The 20,141-nt window shown below is 70.6% G+C and carries 19 protein-coding genes; 8 read left to right on the forward strand and 11 right to left on the reverse strand.

The window, feature by feature from the left end; genetic code table 11:
* Positions 1-39: 39 nt before the first annotated feature.
* On the reverse strand, positions 40-783 hold the full coding sequence (locus tag EDD40_RS31980; protein ID WP_123746230.1) for an SDR family oxidoreductase: 744 nt from the start codon (positions 781-783) through the stop codon (positions 40-42).
* Between the two features lie 81 nt (positions 784-864).
* On the opposite strand from EDD40_RS31980, the gene EDD40_RS31985 reads away from it, so the two are divergent.
* The 5 genes from EDD40_RS31985 to EDD40_RS32005 all read left to right on the forward strand — a co-directional run bounded on the left by EDD40_RS31985 (position 865) and on the right by EDD40_RS32005 (position 4,125).
* On the forward strand, positions 865-1,359 hold the full coding sequence (locus tag EDD40_RS31985; RefSeq protein ID WP_123746231.1) for an RrF2 family transcriptional regulator: 495 nt from the start codon (positions 865-867) through the stop codon (positions 1,357-1,359).
* A 120-nt stretch (positions 1,360-1,479) separates the two neighbouring features.
* Positions 1,480-1,779, forward strand: a complete 300-nt coding sequence (locus EDD40_RS31990; RefSeq protein WP_123746232.1) for a WXG100 family type VII secretion target — start codon at positions 1,480-1,482, stop codon at positions 1,777-1,779.
* Positions 1,779-3,140: a putative T7SS-secreted protein gene (locus EDD40_RS42015; RefSeq protein WP_170185262.1), complete on the forward strand. Its 1,362-nt coding sequence runs from the start codon at positions 1,779-1,781 to the stop codon at positions 3,138-3,140. The genes EDD40_RS31990 and EDD40_RS42015 overlap by 1 nt, the downstream gene beginning before the upstream one ends.
* Positions 3,141-3,163: 23 nt before the next feature.
* Complete coding sequence (locus EDD40_RS32000; protein WP_123746233.1) at positions 3,164-3,649, forward strand: hypothetical protein; 486 nt, start codon at positions 3,164-3,166, stop codon at positions 3,647-3,649.
* Entirely contained in the window at positions 3,646-4,125 is a 480-nt protein-coding gene (locus EDD40_RS32005; protein WP_123746234.1) for a YbaB/EbfC family nucleoid-associated protein, read from the forward strand. Before EDD40_RS32000 ends, EDD40_RS32005 begins: the two co-directional genes overlap by 4 nt.
* Position 4,126: 1 nt before the next feature.
* Here EDD40_RS32005 and EDD40_RS42020 read toward each other — a convergent pair whose 3' ends face one another.
* Positions 4,127-4,303 carry an RGCVC family protein gene (locus EDD40_RS42020; RefSeq protein WP_170184870.1) on the reverse strand — a complete coding sequence of 59 codons (177 nt, stop codon included), beginning with the start codon at positions 4,301-4,303 and terminating at the stop codon, positions 4,127-4,129.
* Between the two features lie 539 nt (positions 4,304-4,842).
* On the opposite strand from EDD40_RS42020, the gene EDD40_RS42025 reads away from it, so the two are divergent.
* Positions 4,843-4,995 (forward strand): hypothetical protein, encoded by a 153-nt coding sequence (locus tag EDD40_RS42025; protein WP_170185263.1) that lies wholly within the window; start codon positions 4,843-4,845, stop codon positions 4,993-4,995.
* Between the two features lie 141 nt (positions 4,996-5,136).
* Here the strand turns inward: EDD40_RS42025 and EDD40_RS32010 are convergent, their stop codons facing one another.
* From EDD40_RS32010 to EDD40_RS32050, 9 genes are all read right to left on the reverse strand, one after another.
* Positions 5,137-6,003: a dioxygenase family protein gene (locus EDD40_RS32010; protein WP_123746235.1), complete on the reverse strand. Its 867-nt coding sequence runs from the start codon at positions 6,001-6,003 to the stop codon at positions 5,137-5,139.
* 138 nt (positions 6,004-6,141) lie between these two features.
* Complete coding sequence (locus tag EDD40_RS32015; protein ID WP_246037960.1) at positions 6,142-7,083, reverse strand: AraC family transcriptional regulator; 942 nt, start codon at positions 7,081-7,083, stop codon at positions 6,142-6,144.
* A gap of 63 nt (positions 7,084-7,146) precedes the next feature.
* On the reverse strand, positions 7,147-8,661 hold the full coding sequence (locus tag EDD40_RS32020) for an AAA family ATPase (protein ID WP_123746236.1): 1,515 nt from the start codon (positions 8,659-8,661) through the stop codon (positions 7,147-7,149).
* 86 nt (positions 8,662-8,747) lie between these two features.
* Positions 8,748-9,353, reverse strand: coding sequence for a hypothetical protein (locus EDD40_RS32025; protein WP_123746237.1), 606 nt, complete (start codon positions 9,351-9,353; stop codon positions 8,748-8,750).
* A gap of 9 nt (positions 9,354-9,362) precedes the next feature.
* Positions 9,363-10,052: a very short patch repair endonuclease gene (locus EDD40_RS43830; RefSeq protein WP_246037961.1), complete on the reverse strand. Its 690-nt coding sequence runs from the start codon at positions 10,050-10,052 to the stop codon at positions 9,363-9,365.
* A 50-nt stretch (positions 10,053-10,102) separates the two neighbouring features.
* A complete protein-coding gene (locus tag EDD40_RS32035) occupies positions 10,103-11,443 on the reverse strand; it encodes a DNA cytosine methyltransferase (protein ID WP_123746238.1) in 1,341 nt (446 codons plus the stop codon).
* A gap of 80 nt (positions 11,444-11,523) precedes the next feature.
* Positions 11,524-14,385 (reverse strand): Z1 domain-containing protein, encoded by a 2,862-nt coding sequence (locus EDD40_RS32040; protein ID WP_123746239.1) that lies wholly within the window; start codon positions 14,383-14,385, stop codon positions 11,524-11,526.
* Positions 14,382-15,383, reverse strand: a complete 1,002-nt coding sequence (locus EDD40_RS32045; RefSeq protein ID WP_123746240.1) for a PD-(D/E)XK motif protein — start codon at positions 15,381-15,383, stop codon at positions 14,382-14,384. Before EDD40_RS32045 ends, EDD40_RS32040 begins: the two co-directional genes overlap by 4 nt.
* Entirely contained in the window at positions 15,380-16,990 is a 1,611-nt protein-coding gene (locus EDD40_RS32050; protein WP_211348273.1) for an ATP-binding protein, read from the reverse strand. Before EDD40_RS32050 ends, EDD40_RS32045 begins: the two co-directional genes overlap by 4 nt.
* A 510-nt stretch (positions 16,991-17,500) precedes the next feature.
* Here EDD40_RS32050 and recQ point away from each other — a divergent pair.
* Positions 17,501-19,309, forward strand: a complete 1,809-nt coding sequence (recQ, locus tag EDD40_RS32055) for a DNA helicase RecQ (RefSeq protein WP_123746242.1) — start codon at positions 17,501-17,503, stop codon at positions 19,307-19,309.
* Positions 19,306-20,103: a pentapeptide repeat-containing protein gene (locus EDD40_RS32060; RefSeq protein WP_123746243.1), complete on the forward strand. Its 798-nt coding sequence runs from the start codon at positions 19,306-19,308 to the stop codon at positions 20,101-20,103. The genes recQ and EDD40_RS32060 overlap by 4 nt, the downstream gene beginning before the upstream one ends.
* Positions 20,104-20,141 lie beyond the last annotated feature (38 nt).

Consider the following 20,141-nt stretch of genomic DNA (forward strand, 5'->3'; position numbering starts at 1 on the left):
GGTCCGGCGTCGCACACCGGCGCCGGACCCGCCCGGGGGTCACACCGACTTCGCGAGCCACTCGTCGAACGTGGTCGGGGCGATGCGGACGCGCTCGCCCGGCAGCAGCGCGTTCCCGGCCATCTCCGGGCCGAACACGCCCGACCACGTCGGCACCAGGCGCACGTCCCGGCCACGCGCCAGGTGCGTGCGCCGCGCCATGTCCACCAGGTCCTGCGTCTCGGGGCCGGCGACGTCCGGGTAGCGCCCCTGCGGCTCGCCGACGGCGACCTCGGCGAGGACGTCGGCCACGTCCTGCGGCGCGATCGGCTGCACGAGCAGCGGCGCGATGGTGGCGACGCCGTCCCGCTCGGCCCAGCCCGCGACCATCTCGGCGAAGTCGTGGAACTGCGTGGCCGGCACGATCGTCCACGGCACGGGGCTCGCGGCGACCAGCCGTTCCTGCTCGCGCTTGCCCGCGTAGTGCACGTTGCCCTCGATGTCCGCGATGCCGACGATCGACAGCAGCACGTGGTGCCGGACGCCGGCCCGCGCCTCGGCCGCCAGCAGGTTCGCGGTCATCGCGGCGAACAGGCGCACGGTCTCGGCCCGGTCCGCCGAGGGCACGTTGACCGCGTCCACCACCGCGTCGACGCCGGCCAGCGCCGCGTCGAGCCCGTCCCCGGTCGACAGGTCCACGCCGTGCGACCGGCTGACGCGCACGACCTCGTGCCCGGCGCGTTCGAGCGTGGCGACGGTGAGGGAGCCGATGTTGCCGGTCGCGCCGGCGACTGCGATCCGCATGACGATCCTTCCGCTTCGGTGCTGTGCCCCGAACCTATCTCGGACTAAACAGATCCGCAATGTCTTGGATAGACTGGCCGGGTGAAGCTGCCTGTGAGCACGGAGTGGGTCCTGCACTGCGCCACGACCCTGGCGCAGCTCGAACCGGGCGCCACCGCGTCCGCGGCCCAGCTCGCGGCGTACTACGACCTGCCCGCGCCCTACCTCGCCAAGCAGTTGCAGGGCCTGGTCAAGGCGGGTGTGCTGACCGCGACGACCGGCCCGCGCGGCGGCTTCCGGCTCGCCCGGCCCGCCTCGGAGATCACGCTGCTGCACGTGGTGGAGGCCGTCGACGGCGCCTCCTCGCCGTACGAGTGCCAGGAGATCCGGCAGCGGGGGCGGGGCGCGTTGCCCGCCGAGGACTGCCGCAACACGTGCGTGCTCGCCGCGAAGATGGCCGGCGCGCACGACGCGTGGCGACGCGCGCTCGACGCGGAGTCGTTGGCCGACGTCGTCGAGTCGCTGCCGCCGACGGCCGTCGCCCGCACCCGGTCGCTCATGGCGGCGACGGCCGCCGCGCTGCGGCGGACTCCCTGACCCGATTCGGCCGAACGTCTGCGCGACCGCTGCTCCGGCCGATATACGTGTAGCCGCGGGAACGGCCGACGCTCCCGCGCCGTCTGACGGCGTGGTGTCGAGTGGACTGGTGGGACGGACATGAGTGGGTTCGGTGCGGCGCCCGAGGAGTTGCGGCGGGCGGCCGGGCAGATCGGCGACGTCGGCGACAGGACCGCGGGCATCGCCTGGTGCGGTCCGAGCGGCGAGTACGGGCACGACGGGGTGGCCGGCGCGTGGGAGCTGTTCATCGAGGAGATGCGCGCCTCCGTGGAACGGCTGCGGCAGCAGGCCGACGAGCACGCCGTCGGGCTGCGCGCGGCGGCATCGTCCTATGTGGACGTCGACAGCGCACGCGCGGACATCTTCGGCCGGCTCGACCCGCACGGGCCGGTGTCCTGATGGCGGCCCGACTCGGCGAGACGAACGACCCCAAGGCGCTCGTCCCCGGTGAGGCCGAGCTGATCAGCGGCGACCTGCGGCAGCTCGTGGGGACCTTGCGGGTGGTCGTGGCGGTCGGCGAGGAGCTCGGCCGGATCGACCCCGGCGGCTGGAGCGGCGGCGCGAGCGGCGCGTTCCGGTCGGCGTTGCGGGCCGAACCACCCCGGTGGCTGCGGGCCGGCGCGGACCTCGGCGGCGGCGGGCAGCTGCTGGCCGACTACGGCGACGCGCTGGTCGAGAGCCAGCGCGAGGCGCAGCGGGCCGTCGAGCTGTACCTGGCGGCGCGGGCGGCGACCAGGCTGGCCGCCGCCGAGCACGCCGCGATGGCGCTCTCCGGCGCGCCGACCGCGCCCTTTCAGGACCCCGGCCAGGCGGGCACGGCCCAGGCCCAGAAGGTGCTCGACGACGCCCGCAAGGGCCTGTCCGGCATCGGCGACGTGGTCGCGAAGGCGCTCGGCTGGGAGTCCGACGGCGAGGGCGGCTACAAGAAGTCGTTCGGCAAGGAGACCTACGGCGCGGCGCACCGCGAGACCGACGAGGAGGGCGAGGACACCGGCGGCTGGCAGTACGGCGTGGACGGGCGCTCGTACGAGAGCAAGTCCGGCAGCGAGTCCAAGCGCCTGCTCACCGACGCGCTCGGCGAGATCGCCGAGAAGATCGGCATCGACCTGCACGAGCGCGAGTGGGGCGACGACGGGCACGTCGACGTCGCGCACGGCGAGAAGGACGGCGACTTCGACGCCGGCCCGCTGTCCGGCAAAGGCCGGATCGGCGGCTCGGTGCTCGGCGCGGACGCCGGGTACACCGCCACCGCGAGCTACGCCGGCGTGTCGGTCGGCGCGCACGCCGGGGCCTACCTGGCCAGTGGGTACGCCGACGGCGAGGTGAAGCTCGGGCAGCACGCGAGCGTCTCGGGCAGCGCCGAGGGCACGATCGGCGTCGGCGGCGAGGTCAAGGGCTCGATCGGGGTGCTCGGCGCGAAGGGCGACGCGGAGGCGTTCGCGGGCGCGAAGGTGTCCGGCGAGGCGGGCGCCGAGGTCGCGGGCATCGGCGCGGGCGTGAACGGCGAGGCGTGGGCCGGCATCGGCGGGCACGCGAGCGGCCAGTTCGGCATGGGCGAGGACGGCAAGTTCCACGTCGGCGGGTCGGTGGGGCTCGCGTTCGGCGTGGGTGGCAAGGTCGGCTTCGACGTCAGCGTCGACCCGGTCGAGGTCGTGGAGACGGTGGTCGACGTCGCGGACGACGTGGGCGAGATCGCCGAGGACGTGGGCCGCGGCGTGGAGCACGCCGGCCGCGCGATCGGCCGCCTGTTCGGCCGATGAGCTACCCCAGGAGGACACCAGGCATGGCCACCACCCTTCCGGCGCCGATCGAGTTCTCGCTGCCCGACGGGTGGCTCTCGGCGCCGCCCGACGAGGTCGGCGCGCCGCAGGCGGCGTTCGTCGCGCTGCACCCCGCTTCCGCCGCGGGCTTCACCGCGAACATCACCATCAGCGGCGAGGTGCGGGCCGACGACGCGACGCTGGCGCACCTCGCCGAGCAGGCCGCGGCCCGGCTGCGGCGCGACGTCGGCGCGGTGGAGGTGGGGCGGCGCAACGAGCTGGAGTCCGCCTACACGCAGGTGCTGCGGCTGACCGCGCCCGTCGGCGGACGTCCGGTGGAGCTGGTGCAGCTGCAGGTGTTCCTGGCGATGGCGGACGTGCGCGACGAGCACAGGCGCGCGGTGCTGGAGATCGTGCTCAGCGCGACGCCGGCGCAGTTCGAGGACCTGGTCGACGACTTCCAGGCGTTCCTGAAGACCGTCCGACCGGACGAAGGGGCATCCCGGTGACGGAACCCGCCGACATCCTGCTGCGGCGCATCGAGGCCATCGACACCGCCGCGGCCGACAACCGGCTGCGCGCGGAGTCGTTTCGACGCATGGTCGAGGGGCTGCGGGACGTGGTCGGCACGGCGACGTCCGGCGACGGCGTGGTGACCGCGGTCGCGGGCGCGGACGGCGCGGTCAAGTCGATCGCGTTCGGCCCGGCCGTGCGCACGACGGACCCGGCGGCGCTGTCGTCCGCCACGCTGCGCGTGATCGCGCTGGCCCGCGCGGACGCGGCCCGCAAGCAGGCCGAGGTGGTCCGCGCCGCGCTGGGCGACACGACGCTGCTGGACCGGGTGCTCGCCGAGGACCGGCTGGTGTTCGGCGACGAGCCGCCGCAGGAGGTCTCCGCCGCCGTGCCGCCCCGCGTGATCCGGCGGGTCGCGCCGGTGGAGGACGAGGAGCCGGCGCCCGCCTACCGCAGCCGCGACGCCTGGTGACTCAGGAGCCGCAGACGCAACCCCGGTGGTGACCCCCGCTGGTGGTCGCGGTGCAGAACCGCATCGCGATCCGGTCGTGGGTCGCCCACGGGTGCGGGCACGCGGCGCACCGGGGGTTCTCGGCGGCGGTGGTCCCGGCGGCGTCGGTCGACTCGATGGTCGGCATGACCTGGTTCATCGGATCTGTCCTGTCCGCACCCGCGGAGCACGTCGATCTCCGGGCGGTGCGAGATGGGTGGGGACACCGGCAACTCGTGTGACTGATGCTCGAACGGTTCCCGCCTACCCCCGAAGGTACACGTCGAGCCGGCTCTGGCCGCCGGCGCGGCACGTCGGGCGGCGCGCCCGGGTCGAGCGCGGACGACGCGCCCGCCGGCCGTGCGCGCCGATCACCCGTTCGGGGTAGGGCAACGCCACTCCTGTCCGAAGTGGACAGTCCGTCGCGCGGGCGCGCGGCGGTGCATTGTGGACAGATCGTCGGCTGGTCGGGGGCGGCGGCGTCGGCAGGGTCCGTCCCGGCCCGACGCCCTCCCGCGGGTCGTGCCCGACACGCCCACCATAACGCTGTGGCGGTCACGGCACCACGACGTGTACCGTAGAGCCCATCGGGGCGTTCCTTATCTTCTGAACCCCGAACACCCTCGCGCCGTGCGGGGATCTCCGGACCGGCATCGCCGACCGTGAGCACGCACCGGACGCGGAGAAAGTCGGAAACACATGTCATCCACGTACCACGACCTGTTCAGCCACCCGGACACGGACCGGCCCGAGGACACGAGCGGCCCCCGCCGCGACGAGCAGCGGGCCTACACCGACCTGTTCCGCGAGCCGGCCGACGTGCCGCCGCAGAGCACCGGCGGCACCGCCTGACCCAGGCGCCCCGCCCGTGACGGCCCCGAGGGCCGCGCACCGGGTGGACCCGGGCGCGAGCCCGGCAGGACTTCGCGCGCGACGGGACTCCCCGGTGCCACCCGAGCACCGGGGAGTCCCGTCGCGCGCATCACGCCGCGGTCACTCCGCGCGCCACAGCGCGGGCACGTTCGGCGGTTCCCAGCCCGGCTGGGCCAGGTGCCCCTGCAAGCACACGTACCCGACGCCGTTGTGGGTGACCCTCGCGCCGAGCGCGTAGTTCGTGCCCGCCGCCCACGTGCCGCCACCCGGCGACGACGGCGTCGTGCTCGTGGTCGAGGTCGGCCGCGTGGTGGAGCTCTGCGGCACGTTCAGCACGAAGTCGAACTTCGCCTCCCGGCCGCCGCCGACGTCGCGCACTTCCATCAGCAGCCGCGGGTCGAAGATGCTGTCGGTGTTGTTGCGCGGCTCACCCGGGAAGTACAGCTGGGTGGTGAGCACCGGCCGGCCGGGCGCCTGCAGCTTCACGTGGATGTGCCTGGTCCGACCGGGGTAGAGGCCGGGCACGATCGTGCTCAGCGTGAACGTGCCGTCCGGGTTGGTGAACTGGTGGCCGCGAAAGCGGTAGCCGGTGTTGTCGTACACGCCGTTGACGTCGGCCTGCCAGAAGTCCATCAGCACGTTGCCCAGCGGCAGGCACGCCAACCCGAACACGTAGCCGGTGACGGTGAGCCTGGTGCCGGGCGTGCCCGCGTCGACCAGCGACGTGCGGTGCGGCGAGTTCGGCTTGAAGTACGGGCCCTCGGTCTGCGGCGGTGTCGGGTCGTCGCCGTCGTCGCACGCCGGCGTCAGCTCCAGCGGCTCGCCCTTCGCGCCGATCGTGCGGGCCAGGGCGGGCACGCCCATCATCGCCACCGGCAGCGCGACGCCCGCGGCCACCGCGGCGCGCAGCACCGTCTTGCGGCTGAGGTGGCGCGGGCCGGGCCCGTCACCGGTCGTGCCTCGGTCGCCGTCCGTGGGTGCGTCCATGTCCTTCTCCTTTGGGCCGGCTCCTGGTGGGGCGTCGGATTCGGGGACGCACCGAACCTACGGACGCGGATCACCCGCGGACGATGGACTGACGCCGTCGTTCGTGGTGATCCTCGCGGTCTCCGTTGCCCGTCCCGCTCACTGTGAACGGCCGGCCGCGCGGCGGAACGCGCCGGGGCTCGCGCCCGTCTCCCGGCGGAAGAAGCGGCAGAAGTAGGCGGCGTCGTCGAAGCCGACCCGGTTCGCCACCTGCCGCACGGTCAGCTCCGTCTTGGCCAGCAGCCGTTGCGCCTCCTGCGTGCGCGCCTGGCGGACCAGCTGCGACGGTGTCCGCCCGGTCGCCGCCTTCACCGCCTCGGTGAGGTAGCCGGGGGTGACGCCGATCCGCTCCGCGTAGGCCCGCACGGACCACAGCCGGTGGTCCGTGCGGCCGGCCAGCCGCACGAACTCCTCCGCCACCGCGCCGGACCGGGCGGGCGGCGGTGCGGCCGGTGTCGCGGTCAGCCGGGCCGCGCGCACGACGAGCACGTGCAGCAACGCCCGCAGCACGGTCTCCACGCCCGCCTCGCCGCGCCGGTGCTCCTCGTGCAGCTCGGCGATCAGCCCGCCGATCCGGGCGTGCGTCGGCTCGTCCAGCGTCAGCCAGGGCCGTTCGCTCAACCGGCGCAGCAGCTCGCGGTCGGCGGGGTGGTCGAGCAGGAAGTCGTCGGTGAACAGCAGCACCGAGCCCTGCAGGTCGCGTGCGCCGTCCCAGTGGTGCACCTGGCCTGGCGCGATCACGCACAGGTGCGGCGGGCGCAGCTCCCAGCGGGCGAGGTCGACCACGTGCGTGCCGGTGCCGCCGGTGACGTGCACGATCTCGTGGAACGTGTGCCGGTGCGGGAACGACGCGCGTGACATCGGCCCGATGGTGTCGAACGTGCCGACCGCGAACGGCGGCGCGTCGGGCGCCGGCACCTCGAGCCGGTGCATGGGCAGCTCGCCGTCGCGCGGCGTCCGGCTGGGCGTTCCCGGCAACACGGTGGTGCCGCGCATCGTCCCGAGCCCCTCTCCGGTGAAGGTCCAGACCAATTCTGGCACCGACCACCATGGCACGACCGGGCGCGCGGGGGAACGGCGCTTTCCGGCTCGCGGGTTCGGCCCTCAGTACCGCTTGGTGGCCCTCACCGCGAATCCCTGCGGCGGCGCCAGGCCCGGTCGCGCCGGACCGGGCCCGGTCATGCCGGCCGTGCCCGCCGTGCCCGCCGTGCCCGCCGTGCTCTCCGCACCGCCGAGCAGGATGCCGGTGAGGGAGGCGCGCTCGTCGGCCATGGCCCGCGCCACGTCGGCGAGCTCGTCGCCCACCACCGGCACGCCGCCGCCTCCGCCGTCCGCCCGCACCGCGCCCAGCACGGCCCGCCGCAGCAGCTCCTTGATGAACGACGCCGTGACACCCTCCGTCGCCTCGACCACCGGGTCCAGGTCGGCCCGCAGGTCGACGCCGCGCCCGTACAGCTCGATGAGCCGGCGGCGTCCGGCGGCGTCCGGCCGCGGCACCTCGACGGCCAGGTCGACGCGTCCCGGCCGGTCGGCCAGCGCGCGTTCCAGCTCGTCGGCCCGGTTCGTGGTGAGCACGAACGTGACGTCCGCGTCCGCGCCGACCCCGTCCATCGCGTCGAGCAGCGTGAACAGCAGCGGGTTCGTGGGCCCGGCCGCGTAACCGCGGTCCATGGCCACCAGGTCGACGTCCTCCACCACGACCATCGACGGCTGCAACCGCCGCGCCAGCGCCGCCGCCTGCCCGATCAGCCGCATCGCCTGGCCGGTCAGGAGGATGACCGTGCAGCCGGACAACCGGCTCATCAGGTAGCGGACGGTGTGCGTCTTGCCCGTGCCGGGCGGCCCGTGCAGCAGCAGGCCGCGCTTGAGGTGCTGGCCCGCCGCGAGCAGCCGCTCGGAGTGCTCGGCGATGCCGACGACGTGCTCCTCGATCGAGTCCAGCACACCGTCCGGCAGCACCACGTCGTCCGCGTCCAGCGCCGGCCGGGGGAGGAAGGTCAGCAGCTCGTTGCCCCGGTGCTCGCTCACCCCGAACGCCAGCACCTGCCGCCGGAACACGTCGTGCTCCCGCATCAACCGCTCGATCTCCCCGCCGACCGCCCGCGCCGCCGCCCGGTCGGCCGCGAGCACCTCCAACCGGCAAGCCGGCGGCCCGAAGTCGTTGGACCCGCGGATGCCGACCAGCACGGGCGTGCCGTCAGGCGCGGTCGTCGGCACCAGGCCGAGCTGCACGACCTCGACGCTGTCCTCGGGCCCCACCGCCGCCGTCGCGTAGTCGGCCGCCGTGAGCTCGTACCCCACGCCCTGCCGGGCGGAGAGGAGCATCCCCATGACGTCCTCGTGCCCGCGGTGCTGGCCGCCGACCCCGAACCACTCGGCGTCCGGCGTGTGCTCCGCGAGGTAGGCGTCGATGCCGCGCTGCAGGTTGACGTGCTCCCACACCTCGAACTTCGTGGCGACCGACAATGCCTGCGGCAGCTCGCACCCCAGGTGGTCGCGCACGCGCGCGAGCAACGCCCGGCCCCCGCCGTCCTGCTCGACGAGGTTCGCGGCGACCTGCATGAGTCGCCTCAGGCTGCCGGCGAGCGCCTTCGCCTCGTCCCCGGAAAGTTCCCCCATACACCCATCATGCACGGTCCAAGGCACGCGGGCCTGCCATCTCGATGCCCACAGGGTGGAACAATTCTCGGGCCTGATTGGATCGGTCAGGCCTGCGGCAGGGCTTCGAGGCGGCGACGCACGTAGGCGAGGTCCAACGAGCAGTGCTGCGCGATCAGCTCGTGCTGCCGCTTCTGCCGTCCCTCGACCTCCCGGTCGTCGGTCACGTACACCACGATGAGGGGCTTGGACCGTGCCGTCACCGCGTTGCTGACGGCGGCCCACAGCAGATCCCTGAAGGTGCGCGGCCGGCCCCAGCAGACGTAGCGCTCCTGTTCCCGGTCGGTGACCAAGCAGTGCATCGGCTTCTCTTTGATCGTGCCATCCTTGATCTTCCACTCGTCACCGAGCAGCTCTGCGACGAACTCGTCGGGCGGTGACAGCCTCTTCGTTGCGTACGAGGCGTAGGAGCCGAAGTTCTCCAAGGCCCGGGCGTACTCCTTCAACGGGCCGTCCTTGAGCCAGACGCGCATGCCTTCTGCGGTGTAGTAGTCCGCCAGCTCCCCGCCGATCGCCTCGTCCTCGACCCATCGGGTGTAGTAGGCGGTCCGCTCGCGGGAGGAAACCCCCTCCCAATCCAGCGCTCCTACTTGGCGGTAGAGCTCGCGGATGACGGAATCCTTGATCTCCTTCGGTACCGCGATCTCCGGCATGCGTCCCCCTCACTTCAGCGCTGCGGAACGACCCAGCGCGGTGACGACCTTGTCCACGACGGCGTCCGTGTCCTCGTGCTCCCAGCACCGGATCACCGTCCATCCCCGCTCGGTCAGGATCTGGTTGGTCTCGGCGTCCCGCCTCTTGTTGTCGACGATCTTCGTTCCCCAGAACTCGGAGTTCTTCTTCGCCGGGCGGTGGTGTTCCGGACAGCCGTGCCAGAAGCAGCCGTCCACGAACACCGCGAGGCGCTCCTTGGGGAACACGATGTCGGCGGTCCGTCGCAGTTCCGGCAGCGGTCGCACCGACACCCGGTACCGGAGGCCGTGGGCGTGGAGCGCGGCGCGCAGTCGTAGTTCGGGAGTGGTGTCGCGGCCCCGGTTGCCCCTCATCGAGGCGCGCACCTCACGGGACGACGCCCACGATTCCTCCGGGAGTGCCTCGTCCCGCACCAGACACAACGCGCGGGCCCTCTCCCACCCTTCGGAGAGGTTCGCCGACCGCGTGCCGTGCTCGACCGCACCCAGTGACCTCGAAACCGTGCGGTCGTGGTCCCGCCACCGCAGGTACGCGCGGATGGTCCCCGATCCCTCGGTGAACTTCAGCACGACGGTTCCCTTGGCCGTTCGTCCGGCGCCCAGGTCCACGACACGTCGATGCGCGCCGCCCGCCGCCTTGTCCTGCTCGGCGTCGGCCAAGGCTCTCGCCCGGCCTGCCCTGGGTTTCCAAGCTCTCGTCGGCTGACGGCTCACGATCGTTTCTCGGCGTCGTCGAGCACTGTCGAGACCGCCTTCGCGAACACCTCACCCAACAAGACCGGGACGGCGTTGCCGAGTTGTTTCATCTGCTCGCCCCGAGGACCGCGCAGCTCCCAGTCGTCCGGGAAGGTCATCACCCGGGCGGTCTCGCGAACCGTCATGTAGCGGTGGTGGTAGGGGTAGGCGATCGGTTCCTTGACGGGTGGAGCGGCGGCATCGGTCCCGATCAGAGTGTCGGTCAGCATCACCGACTCGCCACCAGGGACACCGTGGACGCCCGCCTTGACCGTCTTCGCGGGACGATCGAGGTAGTTCGGCGTGTGCCCGGGATAGATGCCCGCGTCCGGCCAGCCGATGTGCTCCTTGGGCATGTCGTCGTACTGCCGTCGGTCCAGTCGGTTCCAGGGGACATCGGGGAGCGGCTCGGTCTCCGAGTCACCGGCCAGCGCGTCTCTGAGAGTCCGCCAGGGCTTCATCCCGTCCGAGACCTCCTCGAACGGCAGCAGGGTTTCCTGATCACCCATGATGTACCGCTTCACGTGTTCGGGCACGTCGGCACGTCGGTCGATGCCCTTGTGGCGTTCCCAGTACTCACCCGACCGCATCGACCGGACGAGTTCTCGTTCGGAATGAGTAGGGCTGACGGCCCGTCGCAGCAATTCCGCGTCGATGTCCAGATCGCCTCGGAAACCAACGATGATGATGCGGTTCCGGATCTGCGGCACACCGTAGTCGGCGGCGTTCACGGGGAACGTGAAGACGTGGTACCGCTCGGTGGACTTGACGTCGCCGCGCTTCTCCTTCAGCTTCAGGATGGCGTCGTGCTGGAGCCAGCTGGCCTCCGGGTCACGTTCCTCGAAGGGGAACTCCAACTCGCGGGTGATGTACTCGAAGTAAGGCTTGAAGGACGGCCTGAGCAGACCGCGGACGTTCTCGCAGATGAACGCCTTGGGCCTGATCTCCCGGATCGCGCGGAACATCTCGGGGAACATGTTCCGCTTGTCCTCGTCGCCCTTCGCGACGCCGCCCAGGCTGAAGGGCTGGCACGGGGGGCCGCCCGCGAGCAGGTCGACCGCACCTTCGAGGTAGCCCATCTTGAGGTCGCGCACGTCGCCGCGCACCAGCGGGACCCGCTCTCCGGGCTCGGGAATGTGCTCTTCTTCGCCTCGCGGGGCGGCCACGTTGGCCTCGAGGGTGTCGCACGCGTACCTGACGAACTCGTTGAGCAGCAACGGTCGGAAACCCGAGCGGTGCACGGCCATGGCCAGGCCCCCGCCGCCCGCGAACAGCTCCACCGACGTGCGTCCCGGCAGATCCGGTTCAGCCGACATGCGCGGGAGCCTACCGCGTCGCGGGCCCTCGCCACCGCGAGGCAGGCGGGTTGTCCGCCTCGCGGAAAGCGGGAAATCGCTCATGCGTCGACGAGCGCGTAGGGAGGCTTCTCCGGAACGGCCACCTGGTACACCAGCGGTTTGCGATCAGGCGGGAGCGCGCCGTCCGGCAGTTGGAGCCTCAGTGCCATGACCAGTCTGGTCGGACGGCCATCCGTCGCGATGTCAAGCTTGAGCTCCTTCTTCTTCATCACCGGGTAGACGATCGCGCAACCCGAAGTCGACGTCCTGCCCGGAATGGAGTCGATGGCGGCGCGGTGCGCCGACTCGGAGTTGCCCCGGATGCTGTCGTCCCTGCCGGTGGCGGTGGTCCGGCCGTGGACGGTGAACTCACCGATGCCGCGGAGGTTGACCCGCTTCCCGGTCTTCTGCTGGGGGAACATGACGTCCCAGCGGTCGACGACCTCCTTGGGCAGGCTGGCCATCCACGCGAGATCGGCGGTGAACGTGTCGGCCGTCGCCCACTTCAGGCCACTGAGAACGGACACCATGTCCTCGTGGGACACCTCACCGAGGAGTGCGTCGAAGGACCGACGGCCATCCGTGAGGGAGATGAAACGCCGCGAGGCCTTGAGCAGGGGAACGAAGGCATCGATGTTGTGGTCGAGGGCGGCTTGATCGGTGAGCAGCGGATAACCCGAGCTCGGCTCCTTCGTGGGCGTGCGCCGCTCCACCAGCTTGGCGTTGTACATCTTGTTCGCGGCAGTCGGGCGAAGTCCGTGCCGGGCGACCAGCGGGGGGATGTCCTCGGGAGTGAACAGCGGGTGCCCGTCCACCATGACGGCGTATTGGCGCAGCTCCTCCCGGAAGTGCTCCTCGTCCCGGCAAGCGGCTTCGAACGCGTCCCGGACGCCGGGGGTGATGAACAGCCGGACCAAGTCGCGATACCCCTTGCGGAAACCGAACCACCGACCCATCTGCATCAAGGCCTCGGCATGTCCGACCCTGCGGGAGTAATAGGTGATGGTGAGGCCTTCGACGGTGAAGCCGCGGGCGAGCTTGTTCCCGCCGACGAGCACCCGCCACACGGACCTCTTGTCGAAGTCCAAGTCCTCCTGCTCGATGTCCTTGTCGCTGTTCACGACCAGCACCGGGTTGCCGTTGGGTGCGATCCTGCGGGCGGCCTCGCCCAGGAACCGGGTCAAGTCGCCGAACTTCGAAGGCATGGGGTGCTCCAGGCCGAGCGCCTCCGCCACCGGTGCGAAGTCGTCCTCGAACAGGGCGCGGAGCCGGCTGTGGGCACGTCCGCTCAGGTAACCCGCACCCCGCCAGAGTTCCTGGATGGTCTCCGCGCGCGACCGCTGCCCGGCTTTTCGCATAGTTTCGTGCACCAGCATCGTGTGGTGCTTGAACGGACCGACGCCCTGGGTCTCCCTGTACAGCTTGAGGGCTGCGGTGAGGACGAACGAGTCGAGGGCCACTTGGAGGTCGGCGTCGTCCTCGTCCTCGCGGTCGTCCAGCAGTCGGAGGTGCGCCGTCTCCTTCGAGTTGCGGAAGTCCCGCTCGATGTCGGGGTCGAGGTCGAGGTCGTGGAAATCCTCCGCGCCCATGTAGCCGAGCGGTCGTTCCAAGGAGATGAGGTAGTCCTTGGGGAAGATGTCCTCAGCGTCCGTCGGATCGACGAAGACGTTCGCGAACGGGGTGGCCGTGTAACCGATGTACTGGGCGCGCGGCAGCAGCGCGAGCAGGTCGGACAGGTGCTTGTTGATCGCGGTCCGGTCCTTCTTGTCCTCGTCCCACTTCCGCGGATCGGTCGTGTTGACGGACGCCTGGTCGGACTCGTCGTCGATGATCAGCGCGGGGATGTTCTCCAGCCGGTCCGCGGTGTTCTTCAGGTCCTTGACGAGGTTGTTGAGAACCTTGGCGTTCTTCTTGACGATGATCAGCCGGGCGTCGCTGGTGAACAGGTTGTCCGGGTGCCACAAGGGCTTGGTGCGGTCCCGCCGCTCGAACTCCAGTGCGGATCGTCCCTGTTGGAGGCGTCGGTAGTCGAACCGGCGGTTCGTCATCCGGTGGATGTCAGGCCTGCCGATCTGCGACGGCCACGCGCCGTGTCGTACGAAGCGGTCGGCGACCCAGTCCTCGTCGTCCAGGTAGTCGATGAACTGGGCCGCGTCCGGGTCGTTCTCGTCGCTGCCGCGCAGGATGTTCTCCCGGCCGACCAGCTCCATGTCAACCCGGCGCTGGGTCTGTTCACGCAGGATGTTGGTGGTGCCGGTCATCACGATGACGAGGCGGTAGCCGGCGTCGATGGCTTTGGCGATCACACCGGTGAAGTTGGCCGTCTTGCCGCTCTGCACGTACCCGACCACGAGGCCCTTGGTCTGTCCCGCTTCAGCTCGGGACGGATCGATCAGGCGCTCGACGACCCGTGTGGTCGCCGTGTCCAGGCTGACGATCGCGTCGGCATCCCAACGACGCTGTTTGTGCAGGTAATCGGCGTAATGACCCCAGTAGAAGTCCCGCGTCTTCTTGACTTCGTCGGTGTACCACGGAACCCACGGCCCGGCGATGACCGTGGTGCCGTCGCCCTTGGCGAGGGGGAAGTGCCGGGCGATCTCGGTGGCGGTCTCCGCGTCGAGCCGGAGCGCTTCGATCACCCGCGCTCGACGCTCCTCGGTGTTCGGCTCGGTGCCGGTGGTCCACGGGTTGCCCTCGACCGGGGCGTTGTCCCACTTGGCGAGGTTCATGTGCAGGTCGAGGCGCAGCTTGTCGTTGGGGTCGGCCTCCGCGAGGTGCTCCCGCAGCCGTGCCTCCGACACGTCGAGGCCGGGTTCGAGGTCTTCTGCCTCCAACTCGGCGCGCTTGACCAGGGCTCGCGGGGTGTCGTCCTCCATGGCACGCAGCGCGCTGGAGTAGGCCCGGACGAATGGGTTGATCATGTCCATCCTTTGAAGTCGCAGGCCGCGCGGACGATGTCCGGCGTGTCGTGCTGGTCCGCGAAACCGTCAAGGTCGATCCGGTAGCGGATCGTCGGGATGCGGTCGATGACGACACCGCGGTCCCGCAGGTCCGCCGGGGTGAGGCGCGGGAACAGGCCGGTGACGTGGTAACCGCGACTGGCGGACCTTCGAGTCCAGCGCGTGGTCAGCCGTTCCCGGTGGTCGTCCCGCCAGCCGGAGTGCGCGAGCGCGTCTTCGAAGAGGTCCTGGTGGCCGCCCGGGCCGAGCCGTGCGGAGACGCGCTCGACGAGGCCAGGGAGGCTCGACCCGGTACCCGCGCCGGCCGAGGTGAGCTGGTGCGAGACCAGCCAGAGCGGGCGTCCCACCTTGGGTACCAGTTGGGTCAACGACTCGATCCAGTGCGTCCTCGACTCGGAGGTCGTCGTCTTGACCTCGACGTCGAGGTCGGGCAGTCCGAAGTCGTGCTCCTCCGACAAGGTCCCGCGCCAGGACTCGACCGCCTTCGCGGCACCGAGCCGGTCGATCAGGCCGCCGAGGACGAGCAGTTCCCCGAACAGGCCGATCTCGCGTTCTCGGGACAGGGCGTCGGGCGTCCGCAACAACGAGGACATCCGGTCCAGGGTCGCGTGCAGCGCGCGAGCGGGCGACAAGCCGCCGAGCTGGACCCGGTCGGCCACCGAGCAAAGGATCGGGTAGGCGTCGTGGAACAGCTCCCGAGCGGTGACGACGACCTCGAAGAAGCGCTTTCCGTCACGCAACGCGATCCGGGCGAAGATGTTGTGCAGTTTGGTGTGGGGAGCGTCTTGTTTGTCGGTGACCTCCACCCGCAGACCCAGCTCCGGCACGCGCGGCTCGATGAAGACGAACGTGTTCGGTGTCCCGGCGACCGAGAGGGTGACGGGCACTCCGCTGTCCAGCATGCGGTCGAAGTTCTCGGCGGAGACGTGACGCTTGTCGATCGGCGCGTCCGCTGTCATTGGCGTTCGGCCCGTGCCGCGGCGGTCAGGATCGTCTGCCACAGCGCGATGTTGTCCTTGTCCTTCGGTCCCAGGTGACTGCCCTCGAACACGTTGGAGACCAACAGGTAGAGCAAGGACTTCAACAGCGGGAGGTCGTTCAGGCCGCCGTGCTTGCCGCCGAGCAGCATCCTGCGGTAACGCTTGTTGAGCCACAGCGTGCGCCGGTCCCGGTCGACGTGGAACAGCAGGTCGTCCGTGAACGTGTCCCAGCGGATGTCGATGGGTTCCTCGCCGGACTTCTCCGGTATCTCGCGCTTGATCGTGTCACGCACACGGGGTGGCAGGCCTGCGCCCGGGTACACCATGGGCGTCCGCTTGGTCGAACGCTTCCTCGACTCGGTGTACACCGCCTCGGCCAGGTCGAAGTACTTGTCGAGGCTGAGCCCGTCGGCCGACCTGGCGGAGGCCGCCAACCGGGCGAACTCCGGTCCCACGTTCACCCGCGACTTCTCCGGATTCATCCGGAACAAGCCGATGATGTCATTGTCGACGTCCACTTCGACGCGAGCCAACCGGAGCTTCGGATTAGGCGCGTGCACCCCCTCCCAGCCGCCGGCCTGCAAGAGGCGGTCCCGTCGGTAGAAGTAGAGCCCTTGGTGGCTGACAGGGTTCCCCGTCAACTGGAACGACGGATTTCCCGACTGGCCGGGCCACAGGTGGCAGCGGAAGGTCAATTTCAGGTCGCCGTCCTCGGCGGTCAAGGTCTGCGGGAAGTCCGGCCGTCCGGATCGCGCGTACCCGAACGGGTTCAGTGGCGTCACCGGAATCGGTGGTCCCACGAACCCGGTGTCGACCTCGTGCACGTCGAAGTCGACGCTCAGCCGATCTTGTTCGAGGAATCGGTGGAAGACCATGCCGATGTGCTGGCAGGCGTTGGTGATCATGTGATCGATGAACTCGTCGATCCGGCGCGGGTCGTCGGTGGCGGGGAAAGCGACCACGTCGTCCCAGCGGATCACCGTCCCGCTGCCGTCGAGCTCGACGTCCCAGTCCCGATCCAACTCGGACTCGGCGAACTGTCGGGGAACCACGTCGCAGGCGAAGTCGCGGCCGCCGTCGGCTGCCAAGCGCCAACGTCGTCCGACCGCTTCGTGGCCTGCGGCCCGCGACATCACCGTCAGTTTCCTGGCCTGGCTGAACGACGCGGCTTTGAGGCCCAGCCCGAAGTGGCCGAGGTCGCCGTCGCCGTACTCACGTCGGCCGCCCACGGTCATCGCGGCGTCGATCGCGTCCGGTGACATGCCGTTCCCGTTGTCGACCACGTAGAGCGAAGTCAGTCGTTCGCCTACCTTGACGATGCGCACGAGCACACGTGTCGCGCCCGCGTCGATCGAGTTGTCGACGAGGTCGGCGAGAGCCGTCGGCAGCGAGTGGTTGCGACCGATGGCGTCCATCGCCCGAGGATCGGGTGGTAGCTCGATGCTTCCCTCGGTCGGTACGGTCAGGCTCCACTCGGTCACAGGCTCCACCCCTACTCCGATCAGGTGCATCGGCTCGCCGGTTCGACAGGCCGCGCTGTACCCGATATACCCGACGGTGGGCTTTTCGTTAGCCGACGTTACCAAGATGAGGTACCGCTGACGCGAGTAACGCGGTGAAACACGATCCATTACAATGCACGGCCCACTTCGTTGACGAACCACGAGCTGCCTGTTCAGTCGGAGATTCATCCTCGGTGGCGCTCGCGTCGACTCCGACCGATACGACTCCGTTGGCCCCGGCCTTGTCGCGCATAGGGCGGGGTGCTCCCGGAAACCGTCGTCGAAGGTGAATGGAAATCGCGGTCCACCCGCTCGTGTGACTCGGCGGCCGGCTCGCTCCTCGCAGCGGAGCCGACGCGCCTTCGCGCCGACCTTCTTCACGGAGATGACGTACCGAAGCGATGGAGGCCGCCAGTCGGTCAGATCACGCCTGCCAACCGGGCAGCGGACGCCCGTAAGCAGGCCGGATGGCCGCGGACGGTGGCCAGGTGGGCTTCCTGATCGTGCTCGGCGGATCGCACCTCGGCCGACCGCCAAGCCGTGTTCGGGGGTCGGAGCGGACGGGGTGTCGGAGGGGTCCGTTAGGATCGCGCGATGGCTTCGCAAGAGGTGCTGCGAAGGGTCTTCGGGTACGAGTCCTTCCGCGGGGAGCAGCAGGACATCGTCGACCACGTCGTCTCCGGCGGGGACGCGTTGGTGCTCATGCCCACCGGCGGCGGCAAGTCGTTGTGCTACCAGATCCCCTCCCTGGTGCGCGAGGGCACCGGGGTGGTGGTGTCGCCGCTCATCGCGTTGATGCAGGACCAGGTGGACGCGCTGCGCGACCTCGGCGTGCGCGCCGGATTCCTCAACTCGACCCAGTTCCCCGACGAGCGGGCGCTGGTCGAGGCCGAGTTCCTGGCCGGCGAGCTGGACCTGCTCTACCTCGCCCCCGAGCGCCTGCGCACCGAGCAGACCACCCGCCTGCTGGAGCGCGGCAGGATCGCCCTGTTCGCCATCGACGAGGCGCACTGCGTCTCCCAGTGGGGCCACGACTTCCGGCCCGAGTACCTGGCGCTGTCGCACCTGCACGAGCGGTGGCCGGAGGTGCCGCGCATCGCGCTCACGGCGACCGCCACGCGGGCCACGCACGCCGAGATCGCCGAACGCCTCAACCTCGGCGCCGCGAAGCACTTCGTCGCCAGCTTCGACCGCCCGAACATCCAGTACCGGATCGTGCCCAAGAACGAGCCGAAGAAGCAGCTGCTGGAGCTGCTGCGCACCGAGCACGACGGCGACGCGGGCATCGTCTACTGCCTCTCGCGCAACTCGGTGGAGAAGACCGCCGAGTTCCTCACCCAGAACGGCATCGCGGCGCTGCCCTACCACGCGGGCCTCGACGCGGGCACCCGCGCGCGCAACCAGTCCCGCTTCCTGCGCGAGGACGGCCTGGTGATGGTCGCCACCATCGCGTTCGGCATGGGCATCGACAAGCCGGACGTCCGGTTCGTCGCCCACCTGGACCTGCCGAAGTCCGTCGAGGGCTACTACCAGGAGACGGGCCGCGCGGGCCGCGACGGGCTGCCGTCCACCGCGTGGCTGGCCTACGGCCTGCAGGACGTCGTCCAGCAGCGCAAGATGATCGACGACTCCGAGGGCGACCAGCAGCACCGCCGCAAGCTCATGGCCCACCTCGACGCGATGCTCGCGCTGTGCGAGACGGTCGAGTGCCGCCGCGTGCGGCTGCTGGAGTACTTCGGCCAGTCCGCCGCGCCGTGCGGCAACTGCGACACCTGCCTCGCGCCGCCGGAGACCTGGGACGGCACGGTGGCCGCGCAGAAGGTGCTGTCCACCGTGGTGCGCCTGCGCAACGAACGGCGGCAGAAGTTCGGGGCGGGCCAGACGATCGACATCCTGCTCGGCCGCAAGACCGCGAAGGTCATCCAGCACGACCACGACCAGCTGAAGGTCTTCGGCATCGGCACGGAGCTGAACGAGAGCGGCTGGCGCGGCGTGGTCCGCCAACTGCTGGCGCAGGGCCTGATCGCGGTCGAGGGCGAGTACTCCACGCTCGTCGTCACGCCCGCCGGTGACGAGGTGCTCTTCCAGGGCCGCAAGGTGCCGATGCGGCGCGAGGCCGAGCGCGCGCCGAAGGTCAAGACCGCCAAGGCGGCCAAGGGAGCGGCCGCGCAGGTGGAGCTGTCGGCCGAGGCGACGCCGGTGTTCGAGAAGCTGCGCGCGTGGCGGACGACGCAGGCGAGGGAGCAGGGCGTCCCGCCGTACATCATCTTCAACGACGCCACGCTGCGGCAGATCGCCTCGTCCACACCGGCCACGTTGGACGAGCTGAGCGCGATCAGCGGCGTCGGCGAGAACAAGCTCGCCAAGTACGGCCAACAGATCCTGGACACGTTGAGCGCATGAACGACCTCCGCGCCGACTGCACGCGCTGCTTCGCCCTGTGCTGCGTGGTGCCGGCGTTCGCCAAGTCGGTCGACTTCGCGATCGACAAGCCCGCCCGCACGCCGTGCCCGAACCTGCGCGACGACTTCCGCTGCGGCATCCACACCCGGCTGCGGTCCACGGGGTTCACCGGCTGCACGGTGTACGACTGCTTCGGCGCGGGCCAGCAGGTGGCGCAGGTGACGTTCGGCGGCACGAGCTGGCGTGACGACCCGGCGTCGGCGCAGACCATGTTCGACGTGTTCCCGGTCGTGCGGCAGCTGCACGAACTGCTCTGGTACCTGACCGAGGCGCTGGAGCTGGAACCGGCCCGCGCGCTGCACCCCGCCGCGCGCGAGCTGAAGAAGACCATCGAGGGCTTCACCACCGGCACGCCCGAAGAGCTGCTCGGACTCGACGTCGGACCGCACTGGGAGCGCGCGAACGCCCTGCTGCTGCGCGCCAGCGAGCTGACCAGGGGCAAGGGCAGGAACCGCCGGGGCGCGGACCTGATCGGCAAGGACCTGACGGGCGCCAACCTCCGCGCGTCCACCCTGCGCGGCGCGTACCTCATCGGCGCCAAGCTGACCAACGCGGACCTGCGGCTGGTCGACTTCATCGGCGCGGACCTGCGCGGCGCCGACCTGTCCGGCGCGAACCTGACCGGCGGTTTCTTCCTCACCCAGGCCCAGGTGGACGCCGCCGGGGGCGACGGGGCGACGAAGCTGCCGAAGTCCGTGACCCGCCCGGCGCACTGGGTACGTCGGCAGGCGTAGGCGGGGGAGCCGCCACCGGGCCGACGCGGTGACGGCGC

The sequence above is a fragment of the Saccharothrix texasensis genome (assembly GCF_003752005.1).
GTDB lineage: Bacteria > Actinomycetota > Actinomycetes > Mycobacteriales > Pseudonocardiaceae > Actinosynnema > Actinosynnema texasense.

Coding starts and splice junctions, on each gene's coding strand:
- EDD40_RS31980 (WP_123746230.1), bottom strand. CDS start 783: ATGCGGATCGCAGTCGCCGGCGCGACCGGCAACATCGGCTCCCTCACC.
- EDD40_RS32000 (WP_123746233.1), top strand. CDS start 3,164: ATGGCCACCACCCTTCCGGCGCCGATCGAGTTCTCGCTGCCCGACGGG.
- EDD40_RS32045 (WP_123746240.1), bottom strand. CDS start 15,383: ATGACAGCGGACGCGCCGATCGACAAGCGTCACGTCTCCGCCGAGAAC.
- EDD40_RS32035 (WP_123746238.1), bottom strand. CDS start 11,443: ATGTCGGCTGAACCGGATCTGCCGGGACGCACGTCGGTGGAGCTGTTC.
- EDD40_RS42025 (WP_170185263.1), top strand. CDS start 4,843: ATGTCATCCACGTACCACGACCTGTTCAGCCACCCGGACACGGACCGG.
- EDD40_RS32025 (WP_123746237.1), bottom strand. CDS start 9,353: ATGCCGGAGATCGCGGTACCGAAGGAGATCAAGGATTCCGTCATCCGC.
- EDD40_RS42015 (WP_170185262.1), top strand. CDS start 1,779: ATGGCGGCCCGACTCGGCGAGACGAACGACCCCAAGGCGCTCGTCCCC.
- recQ (WP_123746242.1), top strand. CDS start 17,501: ATGGCTTCGCAAGAGGTGCTGCGAAGGGTCTTCGGGTACGAGTCCTTC.
- EDD40_RS42020 (WP_170184870.1), bottom strand. CDS start 4,303: ATGAACCAGGTCATGCCGACCATCGAGTCGACCGACGCCGCCGGGACC.
- EDD40_RS32020 (WP_123746236.1), bottom strand. CDS start 8,661: ATGGGGGAACTTTCCGGGGACGAGGCGAAGGCGCTCGCCGGCAGCCTG.
- EDD40_RS32060 (WP_123746243.1), top strand. CDS start 19,306: ATGAACGACCTCCGCGCCGACTGCACGCGCTGCTTCGCCCTGTGCTGC.
- EDD40_RS32040 (WP_123746239.1), bottom strand. CDS start 14,385: ATGATCAACCCATTCGTCCGGGCCTACTCCAGCGCGCTGCGTGCCATG.
- EDD40_RS31990 (WP_123746232.1), top strand. CDS start 1,480: ATGAGTGGGTTCGGTGCGGCGCCCGAGGAGTTGCGGCGGGCGGCCGGG.
- EDD40_RS32010 (WP_123746235.1), bottom strand. CDS start 6,003: ATGGACGCACCCACGGACGGCGACCGAGGCACGACCGGTGACGGGCCC.